General features: G+C 64.5%; 17 protein-coding genes and 1 CRISPR repeat array. Of the genes, 10 read left to right on the top strand and 7 right to left on the bottom strand.

Going from position 1 to position 20,977, the window contains the following annotated elements; translation table 11 throughout:
- Positions 1-3 precede the first annotated feature (3 nt).
- A CRISPR array of direct repeats spans positions 4-523; the repeat unit is 26 nt; unit sequence GTGCTCCCCGCGTATGCGGGGATGAT.
- Between the two features lie 814 nt (positions 524-1,337).
- Positions 1,338-2,180, top strand: a complete 843-nt coding sequence (locus BT122_RS10225; protein ID WP_072355811.1) for a tetratricopeptide repeat protein — start codon at positions 1,338-1,340, stop codon at positions 2,178-2,180.
- Here BT122_RS10225 and BT122_RS10220 read toward each other — a convergent pair.
- The 5 genes from BT122_RS10220 to BT122_RS10200 form a co-directional block, all read right to left on the bottom strand.
- Entirely contained in the window at positions 2,170-3,147 is a 978-nt protein-coding gene (locus BT122_RS10220; RefSeq protein WP_072355810.1) for a DUF4037 domain-containing protein, read from the bottom strand. The genes BT122_RS10225 and BT122_RS10220 overlap by 11 nt on opposite strands.
- A gap of 10 nt (positions 3,148-3,157) precedes the next feature.
- Positions 3,158-3,856 carry a DUF4125 family protein gene (locus BT122_RS10215; RefSeq protein WP_072355809.1) on the bottom strand — a complete coding sequence of 233 codons (699 nt, stop codon included), beginning with the start codon at positions 3,854-3,856 and terminating at the stop codon, positions 3,158-3,160.
- A 448-nt stretch (positions 3,857-4,304) separates the two neighbouring features.
- Entirely contained in the window at positions 4,305-6,158 is a 1,854-nt protein-coding gene (locus BT122_RS10210) for an ABC transporter ATP-binding protein (RefSeq protein ID WP_072355808.1), read from the bottom strand.
- The gene (locus BT122_RS10205; RefSeq protein WP_072355807.1) at positions 6,148-8,004 is read right to left on the bottom strand and encodes an ABC transporter ATP-binding protein; all 1,857 of its coding nucleotides are present in this window, start codon (positions 8,002-8,004) and stop codon (positions 6,148-6,150) included. The genes BT122_RS10210 and BT122_RS10205 overlap by 11 nt, the downstream gene beginning before the upstream one ends.
- Complete coding sequence (locus BT122_RS10200; protein ID WP_072355806.1) at positions 7,997-8,500, bottom strand: MarR family winged helix-turn-helix transcriptional regulator; 504 nt, start codon at positions 8,498-8,500, stop codon at positions 7,997-7,999. The genes BT122_RS10205 and BT122_RS10200 overlap by 8 nt, the downstream gene beginning before the upstream one ends.
- 263 nt (positions 8,501-8,763) lie before the next feature.
- Between BT122_RS10200 and BT122_RS10195 the strand changes: the two genes are divergently transcribed.
- Positions 8,764-9,558 carry an HAD family hydrolase gene (locus tag BT122_RS10195; protein ID WP_072355805.1) on the top strand — a complete coding sequence of 265 codons (795 nt, stop codon included), beginning with the start codon at positions 8,764-8,766 and terminating at the stop codon, positions 9,556-9,558.
- A 427-nt stretch (positions 9,559-9,985) separates the two neighbouring features.
- Here the strand turns inward: BT122_RS10195 and BT122_RS10190 are convergent, their stop codons facing one another.
- Positions 9,986-12,031 carry a YgiQ family radical SAM protein gene (locus tag BT122_RS10190; RefSeq protein ID WP_072355804.1) on the bottom strand — a complete coding sequence of 682 codons (2,046 nt, stop codon included), beginning with the start codon at positions 12,029-12,031 and terminating at the stop codon, positions 9,986-9,988.
- 203 nt (positions 12,032-12,234) lie between these two features.
- Here BT122_RS10190 and BT122_RS10185 point away from each other — a divergent pair, with 203 nt between their 5' ends.
- From BT122_RS10185 to BT122_RS10155, 7 genes are all read left to right on the top strand, one after another.
- Entirely contained in the window at positions 12,235-13,281 is a 1,047-nt protein-coding gene (locus BT122_RS10185) for an inorganic phosphate transporter (RefSeq protein ID WP_072355803.1), read from the top strand.
- A 9-nt stretch (positions 13,282-13,290) separates the two neighbouring features.
- Positions 13,291-13,911 carry a DUF47 domain-containing protein gene (locus BT122_RS10180; protein WP_072355802.1) on the top strand — a complete coding sequence of 207 codons (621 nt, stop codon included), beginning with the start codon at positions 13,291-13,293 and terminating at the stop codon, positions 13,909-13,911.
- Between the two features lie 552 nt (positions 13,912-14,463).
- Complete coding sequence (gene nadA, locus BT122_RS10175; RefSeq protein ID WP_072355801.1) at positions 14,464-15,402, top strand: quinolinate synthase NadA; 939 nt, start codon at positions 14,464-14,466, stop codon at positions 15,400-15,402.
- Between the two features lie 5 nt (positions 15,403-15,407).
- Entirely contained in the window at positions 15,408-16,649 is a 1,242-nt protein-coding gene (locus BT122_RS10170; RefSeq protein WP_083432462.1) for an L-aspartate oxidase, read from the top strand.
- Positions 16,646-17,509, top strand: coding sequence for a carboxylating nicotinate-nucleotide diphosphorylase (nadC, locus tag BT122_RS10165; protein WP_072355800.1), 864 nt, complete (start codon positions 16,646-16,648; stop codon positions 17,507-17,509). Before BT122_RS10170 ends, nadC begins: the two co-directional genes overlap by 4 nt.
- A 10-nt stretch (positions 17,510-17,519) precedes the next feature.
- A complete protein-coding gene (locus BT122_RS10160) occupies positions 17,520-18,050 on the top strand; it encodes a transcription repressor NadR (protein ID WP_072355799.1) in 531 nt (176 codons plus the stop codon).
- Positions 18,051-18,401: 351 nt separating this feature from the next.
- Positions 18,402-19,439, top strand: a complete 1,038-nt coding sequence (locus BT122_RS10155; RefSeq protein ID WP_042088820.1) for a branched-chain amino acid aminotransferase — start codon at positions 18,402-18,404, stop codon at positions 19,437-19,439.
- A gap of 300 nt (positions 19,440-19,739) precedes the next feature.
- Here BT122_RS10155 and gpmA read toward each other — a convergent pair whose 3' ends face one another.
- Complete coding sequence (gene gpmA / locus BT122_RS10150) at positions 19,740-20,504, bottom strand: 2,3-diphosphoglycerate-dependent phosphoglycerate mutase (RefSeq protein ID WP_059055271.1); 765 nt, start codon at positions 20,502-20,504, stop codon at positions 19,740-19,742.
- 113 nt (positions 20,505-20,617) lie between these two features.
- Here gpmA and BT122_RS10145 point away from each other — a divergent pair, with 113 nt between their 5' ends.
- Positions 20,618-20,833 (top strand): hypothetical protein, encoded by a 216-nt coding sequence (locus BT122_RS10145; RefSeq protein ID WP_072355798.1) that lies wholly within the window; start codon positions 20,618-20,620, stop codon positions 20,831-20,833.
- The last annotated feature ends 144 nt before the right edge of the window (positions 20,834-20,977 follow it).

The following is a 20,977-nucleotide window of genomic DNA, read 5'->3' as shown; positions in this document are numbered from 1 at the left end:
GCCGTGCTCCCCGCGTATGCGGGGATGATCCCCTGGCCAGGATAGATTAGGTTCGGGTCGCCGAGTGCTCCCCGCGTATGCGGGGATGATTCCCGCGCGAGGTCGCGCGCGTCGGTAGACACCTCGGTGCTCCCCGCGTATGCGGGGATGATCCTAGGGCAGCACGACCGACTCGGGGTAGCCCCCGTGCGCTCCCCGCGTATGCGGGGATGATCCCTTGGCCTGGGCCATGACGGCGCGGAGCGTCCGCGTGCTCCCCGCGTATGCGGGGATGATCCCAAGGCGCTCTTCGAGGCCGCGTGCGGCGGGAACGTGCTCCCCGCGTATGCGGGGATGATCCCGCGTGCTGCCGAACGGCTCGCTCGCGCTCGTCGTGCTCCCCGCGTATGCGGGGATGATCCCCTGCAGTGGTATTCGGCGATGCGCTTTGCCTCAGTGCCCCCCGCGTATGCGGGGATGATCCCGGCGCGGGCCCGTCGCTCGTCGACGGGATAACTGTGCTCCCCGCGTATGCGGGGATGATTCCGACAACGAGGGTGCGCCAGAGGTCAACAACGTTGTGCCCTCCGCATATGTGGGAATGACTCCTTCGTCTGGAGGGGGCTGGTCCGAGTGGGTACTTCGCGCGAAGTTGGGGATATCCCTCCCAAGTTCGGATGGCCGATTTCACGAATTGACGGTTGGTGGCAGTTTTCGTAAAACCCTTGATGTGATATCAGAGCAATGACAAATCATCTACCTGGGGTCTCCCGATTTTCGGGGGACGGGCTACTCGGGGTGCCACCGAAAAACTGCCACCAACCGTAATAACTAGCCAATCGGGCGAGGGCCATCACCCCCCTCGGCCGTGCGTGACCTTCCCAAGCGTCCTCGTCCACCCCTCAATGGCGCGTTTTTACGGTTGGTGGCAGTTTTTCGAAGACCGCCCGAGTATCGGCAGACTGAGTCCATGATTAACCGCTGGTCAGAAATGTGCTTACCACAGATAACATATAAATGCTTTATCGAAAACTGCCACCAACCGTCAATTCGTGATGGAAAGGCTCCTCCGGTGTTCGTCTTGTCGGCTTAGGGCAAACGCTGAGGAGGGGTCGGGTCAACCACGATTGGCCTGACGGCATCCGCTGTTGCCAGGGATACAAAAACCTTGGGCTCATTCGAATCGCTGCCTGATCAATGAGTTTTCCAATGCCGTGCTTGGTCGAGGGCAGCACAAGAGTCTCCACAAATCTCATCCATCTGTTGCAGATACATTCGTCGTTAGCCCATCGCTCGCGCTCAGCGCCGGCGTTATGCTATCCACGAGGTCACCCCCACGTCCTCCCAAAGGAGCCGCAATGGACGCACTCGCACGCGTTGATGCCGCCTGGCAGGCCCATCGCACGGACCCAGCCGCACTTGAGCAGGCACTCCTTTCCCTGCGCGACGAGGCGGCCCTCACCTGCGGTACGGCATCCTCGGAGTACGTGACACTCTGCAACGAACTTGGCTCCTTCTATCGCTCTCGCGGTAACTATAAGAGCGGCGAGAAGTCCTTCCGCGCCGCGCTCGAGGGCATCGAGGCGTTGGCCGGCCGCAGCGATGCCTATGCTACCTGCTTGGACAACCTCGCCGAACTCTACCGACTTGACGGACGTCTGGACGAGTGCGCCGCTGCCCTCGCTGAGGCGTCCACGCTCTTCTCCAGCCACCACACCCTCGAATATGCTGCCTGCCTCAACTACCAGGGGCATCTCTGCATGGCGCGTCATGATCCAACGGGCGCCCGCATGCGCTACCAGGCGGCACTCGACATTGTGTGCGAGAACGGCTCGCCAGCCTTCGAACTCTCTTCTGCCTTCGCCAACGTGGCGAGTGCCCTCATGGGAGAGGGCAACCTTGCCGACGCCGCCAGCATCCTTGGCGCAGCCTGCGACCTCTATCGCGATGGCTCGCTCCGGCGCGGTCCGCACTTTGTCTCGCTTCTCAACTCCCTTGCCACACTGCGTGATCGCATGGGAGACGTTGCCTCCGCACGCTCGTCCTACGACGAAGTGCTCGATCTCCTGGAGTCGGGCCTTCCCGTGAACCCAGACGATGTACGTACGGCCTTGGACAACGCCGCCTCGTTCTTTTCGCGTACCAAAGGCACGCAGGGTTCCGCACGCGTGGAAGCCCTGTACAAGTCCCTCAGACAGTAACGGGTGCCATAAGATCCGCAGCCCGCAGCGCGTCATCACAGATGCGAGAATTCACTTCAATCGCCTGGGCGAGAAGGAAGCCCTCGTCGCTCTGGGAGAGGCCTTCCGCGTGCAGCGCCTCCACAAGCACGTGGCTTGCGCGTTCAATCTGGACCTCGGCCAGCTCGACATTGCCCGTGCGCCATGCGGCAAGGGCCGCGTCGAGCGCCTCGTGCATTTCAAGCCCCAACGGGCCCAACGTGTCAAGTCCACGCGGCGCCCACTTGTAGAACGGCGCGTAGCGGCGCGAAAGCGCATAGACGGCATGCGTCACGGTCTCCGAGAAGCGCGCGAGGCACGAGAGCGCGGCGAGGTCCTCGTCGCGCCGCGTCTGCCGGCCAAAGTTGTACTGTCCCGCCTGGGCAGCGACCGCACAGTCGTGCGCGATGAGCTTCAGCCGCAGGTCGTTGGGGTAATAGGCGAGAAGGCGCTTCCGCACGCTCGTGAAGCGGCCGCTTGTGTCGATAAAGACCTCGCCGTTGGCTGCCGTGGCAAGCGCCCGCTCCGGAATGCGTCGCCACTCGTCGATGCTCGACGGAAGCCCCGGCGAACCCAGAAGCCACGCGTAGAACCCGTCGACAGGGAAGACTCCCACGCGCCTCTCGCCCAAGCTTTCCGACGTTGTGTCGCGCGGCGGAAAGCCGTCAAAGCCGCGCGCGGCAATCGCACGGTAGCGCTCCTGGAGAGCAGCGCCAGACTCGCGCCAGTCCGTCGGGTCCAGCCACACGCAGTAGCCCGGGCCCCAGTCGTGGTCGCGCGAGAACTCGTCGTCAAAGCCCAGGCACTCTGAGCCAGCCCCCACAAGGCCTGCCGCCATGCGTCCGCGCAGGTACTCGTAGCCACCTGCGAGCAGCTCGTTCACCGTTGCCTCGAAGAACGCCCGCGACAGGGCGAGTCCCGTCGCGGGCGTGTCCGCATCTTCTCGCATCGCCGTAGTCCTAGTTGCAGCAGCCGCAGCAGCTAAAGGAGACCTCAAACTCGGGGTCAAGGCCCTGGCCAGACATGGTGCCCTTCGCGATGGCCTCATCGGCTGCGGCTAGGCTGGGATAGCCGTAGGCGCGCGCCTCCTCGGCAGCCACGCGCTCCTGCAGGTTAATGCCGTCGTCAGAAAGGGCGCGGTAATGGGCGAGAAGGACGCGCAGCGTGCGCACGGAGTACGTGGAGAGCTCGCCCCTGGAGTAGGTCTCGATCGAGGTGACCTCGGACGTGTCCTCGCTGCTGCGGACGGGGCGGCCCCTGCCCGCGAAGTGCGGATACGCCGCTGCAAGCTGGTCTGCCCAGCCAAGCTCAATCTCTACGATCTGCTCGACGAGGGCGTGCTTCTCGGCAGAGACCTCCGGCACGGAGTCGCGGAGCGCCTCGAACTCCTCCGGGTGGGTCGAGGCCATCATGTAGGCGTACTTCTCGGCAACGGGGTTCCTGCCAGCCTGGATGGCTTCTGCGAGGTCGTCGGCATAGGAGTCGAGCGCCTCGTCCGGCCATGAGTCGAACTGCGCACGGCGCATGGCCGAGAAGGTATTGGGCATGTCCTGGCAATCCGCCCGGCCGCCTACGTTTTGCACCGCCTGGAACAGCGTCCATTCGGCAAGCACGATGTTGCCGATAATCTCGTCCCGCTCTGCCTTCTCGTACGCCATGTTCGCTCCCCTCGTCCCGCACGAGCTTCCCGACACCTCACCAATAGCAGCTGGGCAGGACAGGTGGAGACCCTATTCGGGGAGAGGCCCCGTTCGTGGCGCGAGGGGGGCATAGACGCCCACGCTGAGGAAAGGGGAAGCCCCTTCGCCTCGCTCTCTGCGGGCTCCTGTGACAAAAAACGAGCCTCGGGCGAGAAAATGACGCCGGAGCAGAGGTTTTGTTCCCACTTGCTGCCAAAACGACCCTTCGGGCGCCGAAATGACGCCGGAAGGAGGGTTCCCTACGGGATTACGTACGAAACGACCCCTCCGGCGAGAAAGTGACGCCGAAGGGCACGTTATCGAGGTAGTTACGTACAAAACGACCCTACGGGCGTCGGAATAACGCCGGAGGGAGGGCTTTTTAGAGGGGCCTCGCCAGCCAGGCGTGCGGCCCGTCCCCACCGTCCTACTCAAGCTCGCGGGTGCCGGTCCAGAGCTGCCAGTACTCGCCGCGCTGCGCGAGCAGCTCCTCGTGGGTGCCGCGCTCCACGATGCGCCCGTGCTCAAGCACCATGATCGCGTTTGCGTTGCGCACGGTGGAGAGCCGGTGCGCAATCACGAAGACCGTGCGACCGCGCATGAGGGCGTCCATACCGCGGGCAATAAGCGCCTCGGTGCGGGTGTCGACGCTCGACGTGGCCTCGTCCAGGATGAGCACGGGCGGGTCGCTCACGGCCGCGCGAGCGATGGCGATGAGCTGTCGCTGGCCCTGGCTGAGGTTCGCCCCGTCGGCCGTGACCTGCGTGTCGTAGCCCTGCGGCAGGCGCGAGATGAACGAGTCCGCGTTGGCCACGCGTGCGGCGTGGCGCACCTCCTCGTCGGTGGCGTCGAGCTTGCCAAAGCGGATGTTGTCGGCGATGCTCCCGCGGAAGAGGTGAGTGTCCTGCAGCACGATGCCCAGAGACGAGCGAAGCGACGCCTTCTTGATGTCGCGCACGTCGATGCCATCGTAGGTTATCTCGCCCGAGCGCACGTCGTAGAAGCGATTGATGAGATTCGTGATGGTTGTCTTGCCAGCGCCGGTGGAGCCTACAAAGGCGATCTTCTGCCCGGGCTTCGCAAAGAGCGTGAGGTTCGCAAGAACCGTCTGGTCCTCGTCGTAGCCAAAGGTGACGTTCTCAAAGCGCACGTCGCCGGCGAGAGGGACTGTGGATCCGTCCTCGCGGCGCCACTGCCAGCCCGCGGCGCCGGCAGCCATGCGGCGGTTGTCGTCCGCCGCGTCGTCGACAGCGTCCACGCGCTCCAGCGTGACCGTGCCCTCGTCCTTCTCGCCAGGCTCCTCCATCACCGAGAAGACCCGCTCCGCACCGGCAAGCGCCGTGAGCATGAAGTTGCCCAGCTGCGTGAGCTGGTTGATGGGCATGGCCGCCTGTCGAACAAACACCAGGTAGCTGGCCAGGCTGCCCACACCCATGTGGCCGCCTATGGCGAGCGCCGCGCCCACCACGGCCACCACGGCGTAGTTGGTGTACGAGATGGCGACTGTCGCGGGCACCATCGTGGAGGCATAGGCCTGGGCGCCGGTGCCGCTTGCGCGTAGGTCCTCGTTGAGCGCGCGGAAGCCCTCGAGGTTCTCGCCCTCGTGGTTGAAGACCTTCACAACCTTCTGACCTGCGATCATCTCCTCCACGTAGCCGTCAAGCGCGCCCAGCGTGCGCTGCTGCTGCGAGAAGAGCCGCTTGGATCGTCTGCCCGAGAAGCGCACGTATGCCACAATGATCGCGTCGCAGGCAAGCGTGATGAGCGTGAGCCGCCAGTCCAGCACGACGAGAAGCACGATGGTCCCCACGGTCTGGATGGCCGCCTGCACCATGTTGGCAAAGCCGTTGTTGAGCGCCTCGGAGATGGTGTCTACGTCGTTGGTGAAGTAGCTCATCACGTCGCCGTTGCGCGTGCGGTCGAACCACGAGAGCGGAAGCGTCTCGATGTGGCCGAGAAGGTCGCGGCGAATGTCGAAGACGACGCGCTGCGCCGCGCGCACCATGGTCTGGGTGTAGCCCACGCTTGCGGCGACCCCCGCGGCGTAGATGGCGGCAGTTGCGGCAACGAGATGGACGAAGCGCGTCCAGTCGCCCGCGCCCACGGCGTCCACCACGGGCTTGATCATGTACGTGCCGGCGAGGTTGGCCCCACCGGTCACGCAGACCAGCACCGCCACGGCCAAAAGCTGCCAGCGGGCGTGTCCTAGGTACGAGAGGAACCTTCTCAGCGTGTGCCGCAGGTCCTTGGGGCCCGCGGGGGCGCCTCCTCTACCTGGCATTGGGGGCCTCCTTTCCGGGGGTTGCGGCTGTTGCGGCCGCTGCGGGCGCAGACTTGTCTGCGGGCGCTGCCGGTGCCGTCGCGGTTGCGACGACCGCGGGGGCAGCGGCGCCCTCGCTCGTCTCGGCGGTGCCGCCCACCTGCGACTCGTAGAGCTCGCGGTAGATGTCGTCCGTCTGCAGCAGCTCCTCGTGCGTGCCCGTGGCGTGCACGCGCCCGTCCTCGAGGACCACGATCTGGTCGGCATCCATGACAGAGGCCACGCGCTGCGCGATCACGACCTTGGTAACGTCCGTGAGCTGGGCGAGGTTCTCGCGTATGCGGGCGTCTGTGGCCATGTCGCATGCGGAGGTCGAGTCGTCGAAGACCAGCACGCGCGGGTGCTTGAGCAGCGTGCGGGCAATGCAGAGGCGCTGCTTCTGGCCGCCGGAGACGTTGCCGCCGCCGTGGCCCAGGTCCGCGTCGAGCCCGCCGATGCGGTCCAGGAACTCGTCCGCGCAGGCCAGCTGGCAGGCGCGGAGCAGCTCCTCGTCCGTCGCCGCGGCGTTGCCCCAGCGCAGGTTGTCGCGGACGGTGCCCGTGAACAGGACGTTCTTCTGGAGCACTATGCCCACGCCATCGCGCAGCGCGGCAAGGTCGTACTCGCGCACGTCGTGGCCGCCCACCTCGACGCTGCCGGAGCTAGCGTCGTAGAGGCGGGCCATGAGCTGCACGAGCGAGGTCTTTCCCGAGCCCGTGGCCCCCAGGACGCCAACGGTCGAGCCGGCAGGGAAGTGCAGGCTCACGTTTGAGAGGACGTCCTTCTCGGCCGTGGCCGAGTACCTGAAGGATACGTCGCGGAATGCGACCTCTCCGGTCTCCACGCGCTCGATGCCGCGCTCGGGGCTCTCTATGGCGGGCTTCTCGCGCAGCACCTCGCTCACGCGGTGGATGCTCGTGACGGCGCGCGCAAGCAGCAGGAACACGTTGGAGATCATCATCAGCGAGTTCATGATGAGAAGCACGTAGCTCATAAATCCCGTGAGCGTGCCCACGCCCATCTCGCCCGCCATGATCATCTGGCCGCCAAACCAGAGGAGGGCCACGCTTGCCACGTTCATCGAGAGCGTGAAGACGGGCGTGTTGATGACGGCGGTCCTAAAGGTGCGCGTGGCGGCGTTTGCCAGGCGCGCGTTGACCTGCTCGAAGCGCTCGGCCACGTAGCCCTCGCGCACGTAGGCCTTGATGGCGCGGATGGCGACGAGGTCCTCCTGAAGCGTGTCGTTGAGCTGGTCCATCGCGTGCTGCATGGCGCCAAAGAGCGGGGCCACATGGTGCACGATAAGCGCCAGGGCGCATGCCAGCGCGGGCAGGATCACAAAGAAGACCACGGCAAGCTTGGCGCTCATGGTGCAGGCGATGACGAGGCCGCACACGAGCATGACCGGTCCTCTCAGCATGGGCCTGAAGCCCATCACGAGGGCGTTCTGAATCACGGTGACGTCGGTGGTCATGCGCGTGACCAGCGACGACGTGTCAAAGTCGTCGAGGTTGGAGAAGGCGAAGCCCTGCACGTGGGCGTACTCGGCCTCGCGCAGGCCCGCGCCAAGTCCCATGGCAACCTCGGCGGAGAAGCGCGCGTAGCCCATGCCCAGGGCGCCTGCGCACACGGCGAGCGCCACCATGCGGGCGCCGAGCGCAAGGACGAGTCCCATGTCGCCCGTGGACACGCCCACGTCGACGATGCTCGCCATCACGAAGGGGATGCAGAGCTCGAGCGTGGCCTCGGTGAAGGCGCAGAGCGCGGCGAGAACGAACTGCCTGCGGTAGGGCCTGAGGTAGCGGGAGACGAGGGCGAGGTCACTCATCGCGCGCCTCCCTTGGGGCCGTTGTCCTGGGAGCCGGCTGCGCCGCCTGGGGCTGCGGGGCGTTTGCGGCGGCAAGGTTGGAGTGGATTCGCTCGAGGAGGCCTGCAAGGGTTTTGCGCTCCTCGGCGGAAAGGCCGGCGAGCATGGCGTCCTGCTCCTCGTCGCAGACGTTGTCCCAGGCGGCAAGGGCGCCGTGGCCGGTTGCCGTGAGCTCCACGGTCTTGGTGCGGCGGTCTTCTCCGCGCGCGGTGCGTATGAGCCCCGCCTGGCGGAGAAGGTCGAGCATGCGCGATATCGCGGCGTCGTCCACCTCGAAGAACGCGGCCATCTCGTGCTGGGTGCTCGTGCCGTGGACGGCCAGGTAGGCGAGAAGCTTGGGCTGGCCGGGGCCGAGGCCCAGCCGTGCCATGCGTGGTCGCAGGTAGTTCGTCTGCGCGTGATACGCGCGGTAGAGCAGCATGTGCATGTCCTCGAGGGAGCGTCCCTCCTGCTCCATGGTTGCCACCTCCTATGAGACAAAGGGAGTTTCCCTTTGTCTCATTGAGATAGGGAGAAGCCCTGTATCTTGACGTATCAAGTAATCCTCTTCAGCGTATCGTGCGGCAACGCGGCGGCAACCGACGTCACGAGTCATCACAAAGTTGACGCATCAAGGATTCACGAGTGGGGTGCGCGCCCGTCCTCAAGGCACCGCGCGTGGTAGGGTATGTGCGCTTTTCTCGCCCTAGCGCCGGCAGGCGCCGTCTGCAAGGAGAACCCATGCGCACACCCAAGCTCATTGCCAGCGATATCGACGGCACCATGCTCATCAACTGGGCGCCGCGCTTCTCGCCGCAGATGCTGGGGCTTGTCGAGCGCATTGTGGACGCGGGGATTGTCTTTGTCCCGGCTACCGGTCGGCAGTACACCAACCTGCGCCGGCTCTTCTCGCCCGTGGCCGACCGTATTCCGTATGTGTGCGAGAACGGCGCGCTTGCCATTCTTGATGACGAGCTGGTTTACCGTGCCACGATGGACGATGGCCTTGCGCGCGAGATCATCGAGGACATGCTGGCGGATCCCGGCTGCGAGCCCGTGGTCTCGGGAATGCGGACGGTCTACGTGCGCACTGGTGCGCCCGAGCTGGTGGACCATCTTGTCAATGTGACCGGCTACAACGTGACCGAGCTGGATGACCCCACGCACATCCCGGAGCCCTTCATGAAGGTCTCGGCGTACTGCACCGACGGCGTTCCGCGCGAGCAGCACTGGCACGAGCGCTTTGGCGAGCGCTGTGCGGTCAAGGTGTCAGGCCTGCAGTGGCTTGACCTGGTGCCCAATGGCGTCGACAAGGGCGTTGCGCTGGCGGCGCTGGCCGAACGGCTGGGGATTGCGGCCGAGGACTGCGTGGCGTTTGGCGATGCCGAGAACGACGTGGAGATGCTCGAATGGGCGGGCTGCCCCGTCACGATGGAGACGTCGCAGCCTTCGGTGCTGCCGCTTGGTCGGTACCGCACCGACACCGTCGAGCACGCGTTCGAGCGGATCTTGGACGGCCCGGGATTCGACTGGTAGCGCGGTCGCGTGGGACCGAGGGGGTTGGTCCGCCAAAGCCACGGACCTCCCGAAGCTGCGGATCTCCCAAACCTGCGAACCTCCCGAAGCTGCGGACCTCCCAAACCTGCGGACCTCCCAAACCTGCGACTTAATAGCAGTTAGCCATGTGCGCCTCTGAGAAAAACCGCAGGTAGAGCGGTTGTGCCTTCTCGCCGGGCTGCTATTAAACCGCGGCTTTCCTGGGGTGGATGGCTCTGCTCGTCAGAGCGACGCCCGAGCAGCGACTTTGTGCGTGATTCCTGCAATAACGTGCCTTCGGGCGCCAAGATGACGCCCGAACGGGGGTTTTCGACGGAATCACGTACGAGAAGGGCCTTCTGGCGTCGTTTTGGCGCCTGAGCAGCGATTTCCTACGCACTAGCTGCAATAACGCGCTTTCGGGCGCCTAGTGTCCCCGGCGAGAACGCCGCCCGCCGCCGCGCGCGTTCCCGCCGCCGCGGCCCGCCTCCGTCGCCCGCGCCCGCGGCCGCTCGGGCCTCACCAGGCACTTGGGCCCGTAGCCGATAAGGTCCTCTCGGTGCGCGCGGTGCAGCGCTTCCACCACCAGGTCGTAGTTCTTGGGGTCTCGGTACTGGATGAGCGCGCGCTGCATGGCCTTCTCGTGCGGGTTTGTGGGGCAGTAGACGTGCTTCATGGTGCGCGGGTCAAGCCCGGTGTAGTAGATGCAGGTGCTCACCGTCGACGGGGTGGGGTAGAAGTCGCTCACCTGCTCGGGGTTGTAGCCCAGGTCGCGGCAGAACTCCGCCAGCTTGACGGCATCCTCCATCGTGGACCCCGGGTGCGAGCTCATGAGGTACGGCACCACGTACTGCTCCTTGCCGCACGCGCGCGAGGCCTTCTCGAACTCGTGGACAAAGCGCTCGTAGACGTCGTTCGAGGGCTTGCCCATCACGCGCAGCACGTCGTCGCACACGTGCTCGGGCGCCAGGCGCAGCTGGCCCGAGGTGTGGTATTCGGCCAACTCGCGGATGAAGGTGTGGTCCTTGTCGTACAACGCGTAGTCAAAGCGGATGCCGCTGCGGATGAAGACCTTCTTGACGCCGGGAATCGCGCGGAGCTTGCGCAGCAGCCCAACGTAGCGCTCGTGGGTTACGCGCAGGTTGGGGCAGGGCTCGGGCGAGAGGCAGCGACGGTCGACGCAGGCGCCGGCCTTGGCCTGCTTGGGGCAGGCGGGCTGCATGAAGTCGGCCGTGGGGCCGCCCACGTCGTTGATGTATCCCTTGAAGTCGGGATCGTGCGTCATGGCCGTCGCCTCGGCCACGAGCGACTCGTCGCTTCTCGCCTGGATGATACGACCCTGGTGGAAGTTGAGCGCGCAGAACGAGCACTCGCCCAGGCAGCCGCGGTTGCTTGAGAGCGAGAACTTCACCTCCGCGATTGCGGGGATGCCGCCGGCCGCGTCGTACATGGGGTGCGCCGCGCGGGCGTAGGGCAGCTCGTAGACGGCGTCCAGCTCCGGCGTGGTGAGCGGCTTCGCGGGCGGGTTCTGTATCACGTATACGCCGTGGTCGTACTCCTCGACCAGGGGGTGCGAGAGGTACGGGTTGAGGTTTCTGCACTGGATGCCAAAGCTGCGTGCGTACTCGGTCTTGTCGGCGCGCATTGCCTCCCAGGTGGGGAGGGTCACCGGATCCACGCACTGCTCGGTTGTTCTCGCGCGATAGACCGTGCCCGCGATCCAGCTGATGTCGTGGACGTCCACGCCGCCGTCGAGCGCGTCGGCGATCTCGACGATGGAGCGCTCGCCCATGCCGTAGGAGATGATGTCCGCGCCGGAGTCCAGGAGGATCGAGCGCTTGAGCGAGTCCGACCAGTAGTCGTAGTGCGCAAGGCGGCGAAGCGACGCCTCGATGCCGCCGAGCACGATGGGCACGTGCTTGTACGTGCGACGGATGAGGTTGCCGTAGACCACGTCCGCGTGGTCGGGGCGCAGGCCCATCTTGCCGCCGGGGGAGTAGAAGTCCTTGGGGCGCCGGTGCTTGGCAACGGTGTAGTGGTTGACCATCGAGTCCATGTTGCCGCCGCATACGAGAAACGCCAGGCGCGGCTCGCCCAGGACGGTGATGCTCGCCGGGTCGCGCCAGTCTGGCTGCGCGACGACGCCCACCTTGTAGCCGTGGGACTCGAGCACGCGCGTGATGATGGCGCAGGCAAAGGAGGGGTGGTCGACGTAGGCGTCGCCGCTCACGTACACGAAGTCGCACTGGTCCCAGCCGCGCGCGGCCATGTCCTCGCGCGAGACAGGGAGGAAGGCTGAGCGGTCCGGGCCGCGGTGTGCCTGTGCCGAGACGGGCTTGCCGCCGTGGGCGTGGTGGGCGCCGCGGGCGCCAGTGCCGCCGTGGGCATCGCGCGAGCCGCGGCCATGCGTCCCGTGGCGCGTGCCACGCTCGTTATCTCCACGCCGCCGTGCCTCGTGCGTCTTCTCGTCCATGCGTCCCCTTTTCTCTGGATCAACGCAACCAGTGTAGTAGAAAGGCCAGCTCACAGCCCTCGCGCGCCAGCCTCACAACGTCTGGACATTACGTCATGAAATTGACAGCTGAATGTCAGTAACGTGTAACCTGCCAGCGAGAGCGACATATTTGGTTGCATCAGGTATGATGCTTGCGCAAACAATCGAAAGGTAACGCCTACATGGTCAGCTTCTCCCAGTTTGTCGCAGCCGTCCAGACCAATCCGTTCCTTGCCTTGGTCATGGTCCTGGTCATCGGGACCATCTTCGTAAACGGCGCGACGGACGCCGCGAACGCCATCGCCGAGCCGGTGGGAACGCGCGCCATTGGCGTCAACCAGGCCATCGTCATGAGCGTGATTTGCAACTTTGTGGGTCTTATCGGCATGACGCTCATTTCCACGGCCGTGGCCAACACCATGAGCGGCATGGTCGACTTTGGCGGAGATACACACGCCGCCCTTATCGCCCTGGCGGCTGCGACCGTAGGTATTGTGACCTGGGCTTCCATCGCCTGGGTCTTTGGCATCCCCACCTCCGAGAGCCACGCCCTCATCGCCGGCCTCACCGGAGCCGCGCTCGCCGTGCACGGCGGACTTGAGGGCGTGAACATGGGCGAATGGGTCAAGGTCATCTACGGCCTGGTGCTCTCTTCGGTTCTGGGATATGGCGCTGGCTGGATAATCGCCAAGGTCATCCCAGTGATCTTTAGGCAGGCTGACCGACGCCGCATGAATAACATCTTCAAGAAGTGGCAGGTCGTGGGTGCCGCAGGCATGGCCACTATGCACGGCGCGCAGGATGGCCAGAAGTTCATGTCCACCGCCATGATGGCCGTGCTCCTCTCGCAGGGAATGTCCATCGACGGCGCGCAGTTCCCGCTGTGGATCGAGGTCATCTGCGCTGCGGCCATGGCCATTGGCACCGCCATCGGCGGCAAGCGCATCATCAAGAAGGTGGGCATGGAGATGGTCTCGCTCGAGCAGTACCAGGGCTTTGCCGCCTCGGTGAGCGCCACGGCGTCGCTGCTCATTGCCACGCTCACGGGCCTTCCCGTCTCGACTACCCACACGTCGACCGCCGCCATGATGGGCGCCGGCGCGGCAAAGAACGTTCGCTCCGTCAACTGGGGCGTTGCCAAGGAAATGGTCCTCGCCTGGGTCTTCACGTTCCCCGGCTGCGGCCTTATTGGATACCTGCTCACCAAGCTTTTCCTCGTCGTGTTCTAAGGAGAACCCATGCCCCGTGCCAAGAAAGAGGACATCTTCTACACCCTGCTCAAGGACTTTGCCGCGCGCATCGAGGATGCGGCCGTGGAGTACGTGAAGGTCATCACGGACTTCCCCGAGACCACGTCCGAGATTCCGCAGATGAAGGTCTACGAGAACAAGTGCGACGAGAAGGTCAAGCACATCATGGAGGAGCTCTACTCGTCCTTCGTGACGCCCATCGAGCGCTCGGACATCAACGACCTCGCGCTTGCCATGGACGACATCGTGGACTACATGAACGCCATTGCCTCGGGGTTGGACCTCTTCAACGTGAACGAGATGCGCAAGGAGGGCCCGCAGATGGCCAACCTCACGCTGACGGCCGTCAAGGACATCCACGTGATGATTGACCATCTGCCCGACTACAAGAAGGACACGCTGGTCATGGAGAAGGCCATCGCCGTGGGCCACATCGAGGACGAGGGCGACCTTGTCTATCAGAACGCGCTGCGTCGCCTCTTCCAGGAGGAGCCCAACGGCCGCTACACCGTCACGTGGACGCGCCTCTTCGACCAGATGGAAAACCTGCTGGATGCGTGTGATAACACGGCTGGTGTTGTGCGCTCCGTGGTGCTCAAGGGCGCGTAGGCTTCGTTTCATTCCCTAGGCTGAGCTTTGGCGGCTGACGTTTCACGAATGTGGGCGTCAGCCGCTTGTTGTGCGGCCGTTCGCAAATTCGAGTGCCAAATAGACTTGCCTAAGTGCGCCGAACTTGCCTCCGTTGCACAGTTTTCGCCCGTGCTGCGCCGAACTGCCCTTCGTTACACGTGGTTTTAGGGCTGTGCCAGGTATCAGGGGCTCATGGCATACTACATATTGTGTTAATGATTGAAAGATGCCCTATATATACCAGTGTCTACTTTGAGGGTTGCAATAACTACGTGTAACGAAGGGCAGTTCGGCGCAGCGAACTGGATTTTTGTGTAACGAAGGCAAGTTCGATGCAAGTCGTCCCATCGGCTGCGCCGAAATCGGGCTCGGCGGTTCTTTGTCTGCCCCTTCTTGCGAATTGATCGCTGCTCTGGATATCTCCATTGGCCTAGATGCCATGCTATGTGCTTTCAAGAACTGTCTTGTCAGATGGCAAAACAGAGTGTCATACTGTCGCCCCAGTGGCCGCACCAACCAAGGGGGAGCATCGTGGAGGAAGTCCAAACTGGGCGCAGGGAAGCGCTTGCCGAGAAGGTCGAGCGGCTCAAACGCGAGAAGGGCGCCGTGGTTCTGGCGCACTACTATGTCCCTGCCGAGACCCAACGTCTCGCGGACTACGTGGGCGACTCGTTCTACCTGGCCCGTCTTGCAAAGACCCTCGATGCTCCGATCATCGTGCTGTGCGGTGTCTCGTTCATGGCCGAGAGCGTGAAGCTCCTCAACCCCGCGCGCCGCGTCCTCATGCCAGAGCCCACCGCGGACTGTCCCATGGCACACATGGTGCGTCAGGAGGACGTGGACCGCGTGCGCGCCGAGGTCGCCGATCTTGCCGTCGTGGCCTACGTGAACACAACGGCCGAGGTCAAGCGCTGGGCGGATGTCTGCGTGACCTCCTCGAACGCCATCAAAGTGGTGCGCGAGCTGCTCGAGAAGAACATCCTCTTCATCCCCGATATGAACCTCGGTCGATACGTTGCCGAGCAGGTCCCCGAGAAGCACGTGATTCTCAACCGCGGCTACTGCCCAACGCACAACAAGATTGGGCTTGCGCAGGTCGAGGCGCTGGAGCTGTCGCATCCGGACGCGCTGATCCTGGCGCATCCCGAGTGCACGAGCGAGGTGCTCGACGAGGCGGACTTCATCGGCTCCACCAAGCAGATTATCGAGCGCATCGCCACGGGCGAGGAGCGCGAGTTCATCGTGCTTACCGTTGTGGGCGTCGCGGACCAGATCGCGCAGCGCACCGAGGGCCAAGGCAAGCGCATCTACTTCCCCGAGCCTGCGCCCGTGTGTCCCAACATGGCCATGGTCACGCCCGAGAAGCTCCTGGCCTGCCTGGAGAATATGACGGGGGAGGTCGCGCTGCCGGAAGAGTCGCAGCGTGCAGTCGAGCCGCTCGAGCGCATGCTCGAGCTGGCGGGGAGGTGAGTGGCATGGCGCCAACCGCCACAGTGGAAAGGCCTGCCCAGTCAGGCGAGAAGGCCGCGGCAGCGCAGCCGCGAGCGCTCACAAGCGACGTTGTTATCGTGGGCTGCGGCGTGGCCGGGCTCTACTCGGCGCTCAACCTGCCGCGCGGCCTGCGCGTGACCATGATCTGCAAGGAGGACCTGGAGAGCTGCGACTCCATGCTCGCGCAGGGCGGCATCTGCGTGATGCGCGACCCCGACGACTACGACTCTTGGTTCGACGACACCATGCGCGCTGGCCACGGCGAGTGCCGCGCGCAGAGCGTGGACACCATGATCTGGTCGAGCCGCGACGTGATCCGCGACCTGGTGCGCCTGGGTGTCGACTTTGACCGCACGCCTGAGGGCGGCTTCGACTACACCCGCGAGGGCGCCCACTCGCGTCCGCGCATCCTCCACCACGCTGACGTCACGGGCAAGGAAATCACCACCAAGCTGCTCGCGCAGGTGCGCCGCCTTGCCAACGTGGAGATCCACGAGCACGTGTGCATGGACGACCTTCTCGTCGAGGGCGGCTCCTGCGTTGGCATCGTGGCGCACGACGCGCACGGCCGGCGCCTTGAGCTGCGTGCACGCGACGTTATTCTCGCCACGGGCGGCATCGGTGGGCTCTACGAGCGCTCGACCAACTTCCCGTGCCTCACGGGCGACGGCTGCCGCGTGGCCGCGGCGCACGGCGTGGCGCTCGACCACATGGACTACGTGCAGATTCACCCCACGTCTCTCTATACCGAGAAGCCCGGGCGCGCCTTCCTCATCTCCGAGAGCTGCCGCGGCGAGGGCGCCATCCTGCTCAACGCCGCAGGCGAGCGCTTCTGCGACGAGCTCCAGCCGCGCGACGTGGTCTCGAAGGCCATCTACGACCAGATGGAGCGCGAGGGCTCGCACTACGTGCGCCTCTCGTTCGAGCGCGTGCCCGAGGACGTCATCTGCGGGCACTTTGCCCACATCTGGCAGCGCTGCCTGGAGGAGGGCTACGACATCCGCCGCGAGCCCATCCCCGTGGTGCCCGCGCAGCACTACCTCATGGGTGGCATCCACGTGGGCGCAAACTCCCAGACCACCCTGCCGCATCTCTACGCGGCGGGCGAGACAAGCTGCAACGGCGTGCACGGCGCCAACCGCCTGGCGAGCAACTCGCTTCTCGAGAGCCTCGTCTTCTCTCGGCTTGCTGCGCGCGACATCGTACGAGAAAGGCATGCCGCATGAACTCGGTGACACTTAAGCTGCAGGCAGAGCCGCTGATCCTCTCGGCGCTGCGCGAGGACATCACCAGCGAGGACGTAACCACGGCGTCGGTGATTGGCGAGAAGGCCACGGGCGAGGTACGCCTCATTGCCAAGGAGGACGGCGTCATCTGCGGGCTGGACGTGTTCGCACACACCTTCGAGCTGCTTGACCCCACGGCCACCTGCGAGTTCTCGGTCGAGGAGGGGGCCGACGTCACCGCCGGCCAGGACCTTGGCTGCGTACGCGCCCACGTGCGGGCGCTTCTCTCGGGCGAGCGGGTCGCGCTCAACTACCTGCAGCGCATGAGCGGCATTGCCACGGCGGCGCGCCGCATGTCCGCCCTCTTTGCCGGCACGCGCACGCGCCTGGTGGACACGCGCAAGACCTGCCCCAACATGCGGGTCTTCGAGAAGGAGGCCGTCCGCGTGGGTGGCGCGGGCAACCACCGCTACAACCTCTCTGACGGCGTGCTGCTCAAGGACAACCACATCGACGCCGCCGGCGGTGTTGCCAAGGCCGTTGCCGCCGCGCGCGTCTACGCGCCTTTCGTGCGCAAGATCGAGGTTGAGGTCGAGACGATCGAGCAGGTCAAAGAGGCCGTCGACGCCGGCGCCGACATCATCATGCTCGACAACATGGACCTGGACGCCATGCGCGAGGCCATCCGCGTGATCGACGGCGCGGCAGAGGTGGAGGTCTCGGGCAACGTCACGATGGAGCGCGCCGCCCGTCTCGCCGACCTGGGCGTGGACTACGTCTCTTCAGGCGCAATCACCCACTCCGCGCCCATCCTCGACCTCTCGCTCAAGCACCTCACCGTGACTTCGAATCCATGCTAGGCTGAGGAGCATGAGCGGAGAAGATCGCAGGGCAAAAATCGTAGCGCTCCTCGGCGATGCCGGGGAGCCCATTTCTGGTGGCCAGCTGGCGCGCGAGCTTGGCGTGAGCCGGCAGGTCATTGTGCAGGACGTGGCGCTTCTCAGGCGCAGCGGCGTCGAGCTGGAGTCCACGCACCGCGGCTACGTTCTGCGCAGGCACAGCTCGCCGCGGCGCATCTTCAAGGTGTACCACACCGAGGAGCAGATAGAAGACGAGCTCAACCTCATCGTTGACCTGGGTGGCACCGTGGAGGACGTGGTGGTGAACCACCGCACGTACGGGGTCATTTCCGTGCCGCTCAACGTCTCAAGCCGGCGCGACGTGGCGCGCTACCTGGCCGACATTGCGTCGAGTAGGTCGACGCCCCTCTCGCGCGTGACCTCCGGGTACCACTTCCACCACGTGAGCGCCCCCACCGAGGAGGCGCTGGACGAGATAGGCGCGGCGCTCGCGGCGCGCGGGTATCTCGTGGACCGCCTGCCGTACGAGACCGTGGAGTGACGCCGGGCGTGCGGGCGGCCGCGCGCGCGTCTCAGCACGGTCCTCGGCCATGCCGCGTATTCTCGCCATTTAGGATTTTTCCGAACGTTTAGGGCACCCTAAACGGCGAAATCCTGCGGCATCGTAGGAGGTGCCGCGGAATCCGAACGGTTAAGTCGTCCTAAACGGCGAAATCCTGCGGCATTGGTGTGCGCTCTCTACCTTGTCCACGTTCTTCTCGCCCTACCGTGTCGGTCCTTTGTTGGCTTTGTTACAAGCTCCGCAATGATTGCGACCAGCTGGTTTCAGCGTCCTAATCTGGTTGAACGCACGCTCGCACTTGCGCGCGATACGGATGAGAGGGGAATACCAATGGAGAAGAAGGACATCGACTGGGGTAGCCTCGGTTTTGCCTACATGCATACCGACTACAGCTACGTCTCGAACTACAAGGACGGCGCCTGGGACGAGGGCACGCTCACGCCCGACCACACCGTCACGCTCTCCGAGTGCGCAGGGCTTCTCCACTACTGCCAGGAGGTCTTCGAGGGCCTCAAGGCCTACACCACCAGGAATGGCGATATCGTTTGCTTCCGCCCGGATCAGAACGCTGAGCGCATGTACAACTCCGCGAAGCGCATCTGCATGCCGCCGTTCCCCAAGGATCGCTTCGTGAAGGCCGTCGAGGAGGTCGTCAAGGCGAACGCTGCCTACGTCCCGCCCTTCGGCTCTGGCGCTACTCTCTACATCCGCCCACTCATGTTCGCGACCGGTGACGTCATTGGCGTGAAGCCTGCCGACGAGTACCAGTTCCGCATCCTCGTGACGCCCGTTGGTCCGTACTACAAGGGCGGCGTCAAGCCCGTCAAGCTGCAGGTCTCCAAGTTCGACCGCGCGGCACCCCATGGCACCGGCAACATCAAGGCCGGCCTCAACTACGCCATGAGCCTCTATCCCAGCGTCGAGGCGCACAGCAAGGGCTACGCGGACAACATGTTCCTCGATCCCAAGACCCGTACCTACGTCGAGGAGTCCGGCGGTGCCAACATCCTCTTCGTCAAGGAGGATGGCACCCTCGTTGTGCCGCAGTCCTTTACCGACTCCATCCTGCCTTCCGTGACGCGCCGCTCGCTGGTCGACGTGGCCGAGAAGATGCTGGGCATGAAGGTCGAGCAGCGCCCCGTCAAGTTCCAGGAGATCCTGGACAACGAGTTCGTCGAGGCCGGTATGTGCGGCACCGCCGCCGTCATCTCGCCCGTGGGCGAGGTCGACAACGACGACGTCCACTACGTTTTCAAGAGCGGCATGGAGAACGTTGGCCCCGTCATGAAGAAGCTGCGCGAGACGCTCACCGGCATCCAGTCCGGCGAGATCGAGGACCAGTTTGGGTGGGTCCACAAGATCTGCTAGTTACGAGCTACGGTAGGCGAGGGCCCTGTTCCCCACGAGATGCACGCTTTGCGGAGCGTCTTGTGGGGAGCAGGGCCCTTGGCGTAGCTGACGAGAGCGTTTTCGACAGATAGCATCGTTTCGCAGCCTGAAAACGGCGATTTAGTTCTCGTTGGCGCACGCGGGATTGAAATGCCGGGGAGAAAAATCCCGCACGGCGGAATTGCGGGATTATTCTCCCCGGCAGATGAATCCCGCGGCAAAAAAATCCCCCGGCAACGCGAGCTGCCGGGGGACACTGGGCCGCACTAGCAGTCCAACTTACTTCTTGGCCTTGCCCTGGTTGGCAACGGCGTTGATCTTGGCCTCGATGGTGGCGGGGTCGCCGATGTAGTGCTTGTCGAGGATGTTCCAGTCCTTGTCAAAGGTGTAAGAGCAAGGAACGCCCGTGGGGATGTTGACCTTGAGGATCTCTTCGGGGGTGAGGTGCTCAAGCTGCATCACGAGGGCGCGCAGCGAGTTGCCATGGGCGGCGATAAGAACGCGCTTGCCGCTCTCGAGCTGCGGCTTGATCTCCTGCTCGAAGTACGGCCACGCGCGGGCGATGGTGTCCTTCAGGCACTCGGTGTAGGGGAGGTCCTCCTGCGGCACGTCGCGGAACATGGCCTGGACGTGCGGGTCGCGCTCGTCGCCGGGCGTGAGCGCGGGCGGCTGGACGTCGAAGGAGCGGCGCCAGATGAGGACCTGCTCCTCACCGTGCTCCTCGGCGGCCTTGGCCTTGTTGAGGCCCTGGAGTGCGCCATAGTGACGCTCGTTGAGGCGCCAGGTCTTGTGGACGGGCAGCCACGCGCGGTCCATCTCGTCAAGGACGATGTTCAGCGTGTGGATGGCGCGCTTGAGCAGCGAGGTGTAGCAGACGTCAAAGTCGAAGCCCTGCTCCTTCAGTGCCTTGCCGCCGGCAGCCGCCTCCGCGCGGCCGGTGTCGGTAAGGTCGACATCGGTCCAACCGGTGAAGAGGTTGAGCTTGTTCCACTCGGACTCGCCGTGACGAATGATCACGAGGTGCATGTTCTGGTCGTCAGCCATGGGCTTCCCTTCTCTTGGGCTTTTTCGTGCGCTTCCGCACACCTATAGATAGTATGACGCAAAAGGGTATAGTTGACACAGGTTAACTTAAAGCTTGCATGAGGGAGGCACTCATGAATCCCCTTGATGTTGTCATTGTCCTTGCGGTGGCCGCGGTGGTGGCCCTGTGCGTGCGCTCGATTGCCCGCGGCGAGACAAGCGAATGCAGCACCTGCGGCGATGCCGGTTGCACGGCGCGCTACACCGGCGGGCACTGCCGCGCCGCCGACGACATGCTCCGTCGTGCGAACGAGGCGCTTGACAAGCCGGCGCACCACAGCGCTGGATAGGCACCACAGCGCTGGATAGTTCGCCAAATAGGGGCCGCTGTGGTTGCCCCAGCGTGTCTCCCACGTCATAATTCCCTCCGATGGGAAGGTGGAAACAGGCACGAAATACGGTTGTGGGAACGTAGGTATGATTGAGCAGTACCT

Origin of the sequence: Olsenella sp. kh2p3, assembly GCA_900119625.1 — a bacterium.
In the GTDB taxonomy this organism is placed as follows: Bacteria; Actinomycetota; Coriobacteriia; order Coriobacteriales; family Atopobiaceae; genus Tractidigestivibacter.
This window is presented reverse-complemented; position numbering and strand designations above follow the sequence as displayed.

What these genes read in the sequence shown, in the direction of transcription:
- BT122_RS10145 (WP_072355798.1), top strand. Translation starts at nt 20,618, where the DNA reads ATGAATCCCCTTGATGTTGTCATTGTCCTTGCGGTGGCCGCGGTGGTG.
- BT122_RS10190 (WP_072355804.1), bottom strand. Translation starts at nt 12,031, where the DNA reads ATGGACGAGAAGACGCACGAGGCACGGCGGCGTGGAGATAACGAGCGT.
- BT122_RS10215 (WP_072355809.1), bottom strand. Translation starts at nt 3,856, where the DNA reads ATGGCGTACGAGAAGGCAGAGCGGGACGAGATTATCGGCAACATCGTG.
- BT122_RS10200 (WP_072355806.1), bottom strand. Translation starts at nt 8,500, where the DNA reads ATGGAGCAGGAGGGACGCTCCCTCGAGGACATGCACATGCTGCTCTAC.
- gpmA (WP_059055271.1), bottom strand. Translation starts at nt 20,504, where the DNA reads ATGGCTGACGACCAGAACATGCACCTCGTGATCATTCGTCACGGCGAG.
- nadC (WP_072355800.1), top strand. Translation starts at nt 16,646, where the DNA reads ATGAACTCGGTGACACTTAAGCTGCAGGCAGAGCCGCTGATCCTCTCG.
- BT122_RS10170 (WP_083432462.1), top strand. Translation starts at nt 15,408, where the DNA reads ATGGCGCCAACCGCCACAGTGGAAAGGCCTGCCCAGTCAGGCGAGAAG.
- BT122_RS10225 (WP_072355811.1), top strand. Translation starts at nt 1,338, where the DNA reads ATGGACGCACTCGCACGCGTTGATGCCGCCTGGCAGGCCCATCGCACG.
- BT122_RS10185 (WP_072355803.1), top strand. Translation starts at nt 12,235, where the DNA reads ATGGTCAGCTTCTCCCAGTTTGTCGCAGCCGTCCAGACCAATCCGTTC.
- BT122_RS10210 (WP_072355808.1), bottom strand. Translation starts at nt 6,158, where the DNA reads ATGCCAGGTAGAGGAGGCGCCCCCGCGGGCCCCAAGGACCTGCGGCAC.
- BT122_RS10205 (WP_072355807.1), bottom strand. Translation starts at nt 8,004, where the DNA reads ATGAGTGACCTCGCCCTCGTCTCCCGCTACCTCAGGCCCTACCGCAGG.
- BT122_RS10155 (WP_042088820.1), top strand. Translation starts at nt 18,402, where the DNA reads ATGGAGAAGAAGGACATCGACTGGGGTAGCCTCGGTTTTGCCTACATG.
- BT122_RS10195 (WP_072355805.1), top strand. Translation starts at nt 8,764, where the DNA reads ATGCGCACACCCAAGCTCATTGCCAGCGATATCGACGGCACCATGCTC.
- BT122_RS10220 (WP_072355810.1), bottom strand. Translation starts at nt 3,147, where the DNA reads ATGCGAGAAGATGCGGACACGCCCGCGACGGGACTCGCCCTGTCGCGG.
- BT122_RS10160 (WP_072355799.1), top strand. Translation starts at nt 17,520, where the DNA reads ATGAGCGGAGAAGATCGCAGGGCAAAAATCGTAGCGCTCCTCGGCGAT.
- BT122_RS10180 (WP_072355802.1), top strand. Translation starts at nt 13,291, where the DNA reads ATGCCCCGTGCCAAGAAAGAGGACATCTTCTACACCCTGCTCAAGGAC.